The 6,368-nt window shown below is 45.7% G+C and carries 10 protein-coding genes; 2 read left to right on the top strand and 8 right to left on the bottom strand.

Annotation, left to right across the window (positions count from 1 at the left end; all coding sequences use genetic code 11):
* Positions 1 to 68: 68 nt before the first annotated feature.
* Together DRW41_RS22375 and DRW41_RS23200 are read right to left on the bottom strand one after the other, a co-directional pair.
* The gene (locus DRW41_RS22375) at positions 69 to 1,868 is read right to left on the bottom strand and encodes a M3 family oligoendopeptidase (RefSeq protein ID WP_115454227.1); all 1,800 of its coding nucleotides are present in this window, start codon (positions 1,866 to 1,868) and stop codon (positions 69 to 71) included.
* A gap of 151 nt (positions 1,869 to 2,019) precedes the next feature.
* Positions 2,020 to 2,175: a hypothetical protein gene (locus DRW41_RS23200; protein WP_181884680.1), complete on the bottom strand. Its 156-nt coding sequence runs from the start codon at positions 2,173 to 2,175 to the stop codon at positions 2,020 to 2,022.
* A 131-nt stretch (positions 2,176 to 2,306) separates the two neighbouring features.
* Between DRW41_RS23200 and DRW41_RS22370 the strand changes: the two genes are divergently transcribed.
* Positions 2,307 to 2,978 carry a response regulator transcription factor gene (locus tag DRW41_RS22370; RefSeq protein WP_115454228.1) on the top strand — a complete coding sequence of 224 codons (672 nt, stop codon included), beginning with the start codon at positions 2,307 to 2,309 and terminating at the stop codon, positions 2,976 to 2,978.
* 100 nt (positions 2,979 to 3,078) lie between these two features.
* Here the strand turns inward: DRW41_RS22370 and sigK are convergent, their stop codons facing one another.
* On the bottom strand, positions 3,079 to 3,804 hold the full coding sequence (sigK, locus tag DRW41_RS22365; RefSeq protein WP_115454226.1) for an RNA polymerase sporulation sigma factor SigK: 726 nt from the start codon (positions 3,802 to 3,804) through the stop codon (positions 3,079 to 3,081).
* Positions 3,805 to 4,015: 211 nt separating this feature from the next.
* Here sigK and DRW41_RS23195 point away from each other — a divergent pair, with 211 nt between their 5' ends.
* On the top strand, positions 4,016 to 4,177 hold the full coding sequence (locus tag DRW41_RS23195) for a hypothetical protein (protein ID WP_181884679.1): 162 nt from the start codon (positions 4,016 to 4,018) through the stop codon (positions 4,175 to 4,177).
* 112 nt (positions 4,178 to 4,289) lie between these two features.
* Here the strand turns inward: DRW41_RS23195 and DRW41_RS23190 are convergent, their stop codons facing one another.
* From DRW41_RS23190 to DRW41_RS22345, 5 genes are all read right to left on the bottom strand, one after another.
* A complete protein-coding gene (locus DRW41_RS23190; RefSeq protein ID WP_181884678.1) occupies positions 4,290 to 4,547 on the bottom strand; it encodes a hypothetical protein in 258 nt (85 codons plus the stop codon).
* Between the two features lie 80 nt (positions 4,548 to 4,627).
* On the bottom strand, positions 4,628 to 4,768 hold the full coding sequence (locus DRW41_RS22360) for a YrzI family small protein (protein WP_115454225.1): 141 nt from the start codon (positions 4,766 to 4,768) through the stop codon (positions 4,628 to 4,630).
* Between the two features lie 19 nt (positions 4,769 to 4,787).
* Positions 4,788 to 4,928, bottom strand: coding sequence for a YrzI family small protein (locus DRW41_RS22355; RefSeq protein WP_115454224.1), 141 nt, complete (start codon positions 4,926 to 4,928; stop codon positions 4,788 to 4,790).
* A gap of 435 nt (positions 4,929 to 5,363) precedes the next feature.
* The gene (locus DRW41_RS22350; RefSeq protein WP_115454223.1) at positions 5,364 to 5,615 is read right to left on the bottom strand and encodes a YrhC family protein; all 252 of its coding nucleotides are present in this window, start codon (positions 5,613 to 5,615) and stop codon (positions 5,364 to 5,366) included.
* 242 nt (positions 5,616 to 5,857) lie between these two features.
* Positions 5,858 to 6,368 (bottom strand): PLP-dependent transferase (locus DRW41_RS22345; protein WP_181884677.1); only part of this gene is annotated, 511 nt, incomplete at its 5' end.

The raw sequence follows: 6,368 nt of genomic DNA, 5'->3' as shown, positions 1-6,368 counted from the left end.
GCTGCATAGCTTTTTTTAGTTGTCTACTTGACAGGGGCAAGACCATCTGCCGGGGGTTTTCTTTTCAATTACAGGTTTTTTGTCAATTCAAGGAACTCCTGGACATCATCCATGCAGAGCTTGATTGCACTGGCCCAGAAATCCTGTTTCGTCAAATCGGCGCCAAGATGCTTTTCAGCAAGCTCTTCAACGGTCATGGAAGCTGTATCCTTCAAGAGAGCGATATACTTTTCCTCGTAGCCGCTTCCTTCTTCAAGCGCCCTCGCATAGATGCCAAGAGAGAACAAGTAGCCGAACGTATAAGGGAAATTATAGAACGGCACCCCTGTAATAAAGAAGTGAAGCTTTGAAGCCCAGAATGTAGGATGGTATTCTTCAAGAGAATCCAGATAGGCTTCCCGCTGCGCGTTCTCCATCAACTCATTCAGGCGGGAAGCGCTGACAAATCCCTTCTTCCGCTCTTCATAAAAGCTTGTTTCGAACAGGAACCTGGCATGGATATTCATCAGGAACGCGACGGAACGCTGGACTTTATCGTCCAGGAGCGCAAGTTTTTCTTCTTCAGTCTTCGCATTTTTGACGGCGGCATCCGCGACGATCATTTCCGCGAACGTGGAAGCAGTTTCTGCTACGTTCATCGCATAGCTCCGGTTAAGCAGATGAAGGTCCCTCATCGCATAAGTGTGGAACCCGTGGCCTAATTCATGTGCCAAGGTCGAAATATTCGATGGTGTTCCGGAGTATGTCATAAATATCCTTGATTGCTTCGATTCAGGGAAGTACGTATGGAATCCGCCCGGCGCCTTGCCCGGCCTGTCTTCCCCTTCAATCCAGTTATTTTCAAACGCGTGTTTGCTGAAAGAAGTCATTTCCCCGCCAAACTTGGAAAATTGCTCGAGGATGAATTCAGCTCCCTCGGTGTATGGAACCTTGGAATCTGCGCTGCCATACGGTGCGTCCTGGTCATACCAGCTTAATTTCTCGGCGCCCATCAGTTCAGCCCTCCGCTTAAGATAGGCTTTCAAAGGCTCCTTGTTGGCAGTTATCGCGCCCCACATTGCGTCAAGCGTTTCTTTCTTCATGCGGTTGTAGTCAAGGGGTTCCTTAAGGAAATCATCCCAGCCCCTCAGTTTATAGACATTGAGGCGGAAACCAGCCAAATGGTTGAGGATTTTCGCCAAATAGTCTGCGTTCCCTTCCCATGCCTTTTCCCACTCTTCAAAAATCGCCTTTCGGACGTTCCGGTCCGGGCTTGAAAATAGGTTGGCCGCCTGGCCTACGGACAGTTCCTTTGTCTCACCATCCTTTGTAAAATGGACCTTTGTTTTGCCGACGACCATGTCGTACATTTGGCCCCATGCGTGGTAGCCGTCAATCCCCAAAGCGTTTACTACCGCTTCCTCGGCATCGGAAAGCTTTTCGGCTGCCCGTTCCCTTCTCTCGGTCAGAACGAATTCTATCTCCTTCAGCCTGCTGTCTTCCATAAGTGCCTTCCATTGTTCCTCTTCGATGTTGGCGAGTTTTCCATCGAATACTGTCAGCGCAGTCTGGAAGGATGCATTCAGGCCAGTCGCCTTGGCCAAGAGTTCGTGAGCCTTTTTATCCTCGGTGTTCTGGGCCTTCAGACAGCTAAGGAAGGCTCCTGCCTGGCGGGTTTTCATTGCTGTTTTTTCGAAACTTGCGATAAGGCCTGCCAATTCATCGGCGTCCCCGGCCCCACCTTTTGGCTCCCATTTCCCGACTTCGGCATAAAACACTTCTATTGCTTCTTTAGTGGCTTGGAGATGGTTATGGAACTCGGGTGAAGAGCTGCCGCCCGGAAAGAAAACATCCAAATCCCACACATCTGAGTACGTTGTGTTGACCATTATAATCCCCCTCATCTTTTTTGCCCGCGGGCTCATGCCACGGAAATATGTACTAGTTTATTATAGTTTATTTTCAGAAGATTACCAATTCAGGAGTTCGATACTCGGTCAAAAGGAAAAGAAGGCTGCCATCATGGCAGCCCGTATTATTCTAGCATGGCCGGCCGCAGAAATACCACCAACCGCCAAAAAGCAGGACAAGGATCAACAGGATGATAAAAAGCGCGTATAGAAAACCAAATCCCCCGCCGGCTGGCCCATATGGGTAAGCATATGGATATGCCGGGTATGGGTAACCGTAATACATGGCATTCACCCCTTTCTATACTATAAAGTATGTACAGGGCGAAAACCTGCATGGGCGCAAAAAACCAAACTTTCAAAAGCGGTTTCCTATATAATGGAGATAACTATACGCGTTTTCCGGGAGAGATAACTTTGAAGACGATTATCCTTATTGATGACGAACAGAGAATGCTAGATTTACTTTCCCTTTACCTTTCGCCACGTGGTTTTGAATGTGTTAAATTCACATCCCCCCTCCTGGCGCTTGAGTATTTGGAAAGCGGGAAAGCAGACCTTGTCATCCTCGATGTCATGATGCCCGATATGGACGGCTGGGAGGCTTGCCGCGAGATTCGGAGGCATTCCGATATTCCTGTTATCATGCTGACAGCACGTACGGAAAAGCCTGATATCGTAAAAGGGCTTAAACTTGGAGCGGATGACTATATTTCTAAGCCATTTGATGAAGAAGAGCTAATCGCCCGGATTGAAGCTGTTATAAGGAGAAAGAACCCGGGCTCCGGATCACTTTCCTTTAGGGGGCTTGTCCTGAACCAGGTTTCATTCGAACTCGCCTACGAGGGACAACCTATTGCCCTCACACCAAAAGAGTTTTCAATTCTTGCGATTTTGCTGCAAAATAAAAATAAGGTGTTCACCCGCGAACACCTGTTGTCATCAGTTTGGGGCTTTGCCGCAACAACGGAAGACCGGACCGTTGATTCGCATGTCCGAAACCTAAGGGACAAACTGCGCAAGGCGGGCTTCCCGGTGGACGAAAATCTCACGACCGTATGGGGAGTTGGATACAAATGGGTGGAATAGACATGGGGGGATTCGTATTAAAAAGCATTCGAAAGATGTTCTTTCACTGATTCTGGACACTTTTTATAACGATCTGCAACATAAAGGGCAGCTGGTCAGTTCAGCTGCCCTTTCCCTTTTTGCGGCGGTCTTTCTCGGCCCTGTAAAATTCGTGGAACATTTTCATTAACGCCCGTTTTTCAATCCTTGAAACATAGCTCCGGGATATGCCCAACTCCTTGGCTATTTCACGCTGTGTTTTTTCCTTTTTCAAATCAAGCCCGAATCTCCCGACTATGACTTCTTTTTCCCTCGCATCGAGTACTCCGATATATTGCTTGATTTTCTCAAGCTCCATGTTCAGCTGAATCGTGTCAATGACATCTTCGGATTCCGATTTCAATACGTCAATCAGGGAAATTTCGTTTCCTTCCTTATCCTGGCCAATCGGATCATGCAGGGAAACGTCTTTTTTGGTTTTCTTCAAGGCCCTTAAGTGCATAAGAATTTCATTTTCAATACAGCGGGCGGCATAGGTGGCAAGCTTGGTGCCTTTCCCTTCAGAATAGCTTTCAATTGCCTTAATAAGCCCGATTGTACCGATTGAAATAAGGTCTTCGGCATCCTCTCCGGTATTTTCGAACTTTTTGACAATATGCGCGACAAGCCTAAGATTGTGTTCAATGAGGAGATTGCGGGCATTCGCATCCCCCGCCGCCATAAGCTTCAGGTATTTTTTTTCATCGGCAGAAGACAGCGGCTGCGGGAAGGCATTGTTTTTTACATAGGAAACGAGAAAAACGACTTCCTTAACCAGGTAACCAAGGGCAGCCAGAATTCCAGACATAGTCTTTCCCCGCTTTCTGCTCAGCTTGTGTTTTACCTAACTCTATGTAAAAAAAACGGGAAAAGTGTCTGTCCGCCCAAAATTTCCACCAACTGCACCTATTGGAAGAAATAAACAATTAGCACATAAAACTCATTCGATTAGCTCCATTTAGGCAAATGGACATTACACGGGGACGATTGTAGAATAGAAGTGAAAGAGGGGAAAAAAGTTGGCTGAAAGAATAGTTTTATTACTTGTTCTTATCATAATTATCCTTGCCACCACGGCACAAATCATCTATGGAGAACTTTCGGCAACCAGGGGGCTTGCTGCTGCAGGAGCCATCCTACTAATTGCCTATCTTTGGCTCCGGCCGAAACGTCGCGGCTGACATAGAAAAGCGCAAGCGCCCGTTTAGCGCCGTATGGACTGTTGTGGAGTTGGACAATTTTGAAAAGAAAAAAGCATGAACCCTCGGGTTCATGCTTTTTTCTCCGTTATTGTTAATCTTCGACGCTTACCTCGGCGGCAATAATACAGCCAATTGTCCCGGTAATTATCAGTGCCAAAACCATCATGAACATAACCAGCACCCCTTGCTCTATCCGTTTTCTATATCTAATTATAGTATATATAGTGGTTACCGTACAGCATTGTAGCGCCTTTACTTGCTGGCACGGCCAATTTTTGTTAATCGAAAAAAGAATCCCAGTAAAAAAGAATGTATCGGCATGTTCTTTCCCTCCTTTCGGGAAAACCAATTACGCCGTATCTTTCCAAATCCAATACCAGCCTCTTCTATTTTGCATTAAAAATATCATATCATTTTTCCCCTTTCCTGTTAGAGTGGCCTGTAAAGATTGAGTGCGCGGGCTTTGTTTTCCTCGTTAATCCTTCTCGCATGCTCCATGGCAATCAATTCTTCCGGGCGGTAATTCCTTTTTTTAATTGTAATTGTCAATAAAAATAATTGAAGTGTCATCTTTTATCACCACCTTTAATTAAAACGGGCGGTACATTGAAAATTGGCGATTTTTGTTTTCCTCGGTAATTTTCCGAATCCGTTCCCGATCCATAATTTCTTCCGGGCCCATTTCCCGTTTCTTAATCGTAATTGTCATAAAGAAAATGTTTAACGTCATTTTTACACACCTCCCTGGTCCCATATCCTATCCACACAAAAAAGCCGCAGAAAGCATGGCTTCGCTGCGGCAACCTTCCCCGGAACCCGCCCATATAGGGGCCGCGTCGGAAGAAAGGGTATTTTGAGCATAAAAATGCCGCAGGCACAGTTCTCCCGCGGCATGGACATGGCTATTTTAACAAACTTAATTGTTAGGCAATCCAATCCCTCTGAAGGCAGAACAATGCATGATTTTCATATGAAATTTTGATTCCATTGTAAAACTTGATCATGGTAATGCCTCCTTCCAGAATTTTTTTACCAACTATCGCCATTATATACACTGTATGGATGTTTGTAAACCTTTTTCATGAAAAAAATTCATGTACTTCCATTATTTTCATATCCTTGAGTCATATGTATAAAAAAAACGCCCTCTTAAGGGCGGTATCGTTTAATGAAAATATTCTTCCCCGTCTTCAAGTTCCATAAGCCGCTCCCTCAATTCACGCGATTTGTAAAAAGAGAGAATCGAGCCAGCAAGGAATACAAGCGATGCCACCGACATGCCGACAGTGTCCATTGCCTTAGCGGCTGTAGGAAGAATTGCACCAAGATAAAAAAATGAACCGGCCGCCAATAAAACGATGCCGAACCATTTCATATCGGTCATTTTTTCATAAATGTCTTTTGCCTGCTTTTCCATTTGCTCACCTGCTTTTTTAAAAGAATACTAGACTAATTTAACATATTTTTACGCCTAGTGAGCAATGTAATTATTAACATTGTTGGAACATTGATTTTTCCCCTGTAAAACCATTGGGACCCGTGTTATCGATCCGGTTTTGATTGGCATTCTTTCCGGGAGTATAACCTGGAAATGGAATCCATGATTTTTCCAAAACAAAACAATAACACCGGCCCCAAGGAGGCCGGCGTTGCAATTTGCTATTCCAATGCGTTTTTAAGATCCTCAATGAGATCTTCAGCGTCCTCGATTCCGACGGAAATTCGGACGAGGCCATCCGTAATGCCTAGTTCGGCGCGCCTTTCAGCAGGGATTGATGCATGGGTCATCCGCGCGGGAACAGATATGAGGCTTTCTACAGCACCAAGGCTTTCCGCTAGGGTAAAGTATTTAACCTTGCCAAGCAGTTCATCGGCCTTTTCCGCGCTGCCTACATCAAATGATACCATACCTCCGAAACCACGCGATTGCTTCTTGGCAATTGCATGATTTGGATGGGTTTCCAGTCCCGGATAAAAGACCTTTTTTACCCCCGGATTGTTGACAAGGAATTCAACGATTGCCTTTGTATTGGCTTCGCTTTGTTCCATCCGGATTCCGAGTGTTTTCATTCCGCGCATCATAAGCCACGAATCCTGCGGCCCAAGTACGCCGCCGGTTGAGTTTTGGACGAAATGAAGCTCCTGGGCCAGCTTTTTGCTGTTCACGACT

Source organism: Neobacillus piezotolerans, from assembly GCF_003362805.1.
Classification (GTDB): Bacteria; Bacillota; Bacilli; order Bacillales; family Cytobacillaceae; genus Bacillus_D; species Bacillus_D piezotolerans.
The sequence above is the reverse complement of the archived record's forward strand: the minus strand, read 5'-3'. Positions and strand labels throughout refer to the sequence as shown.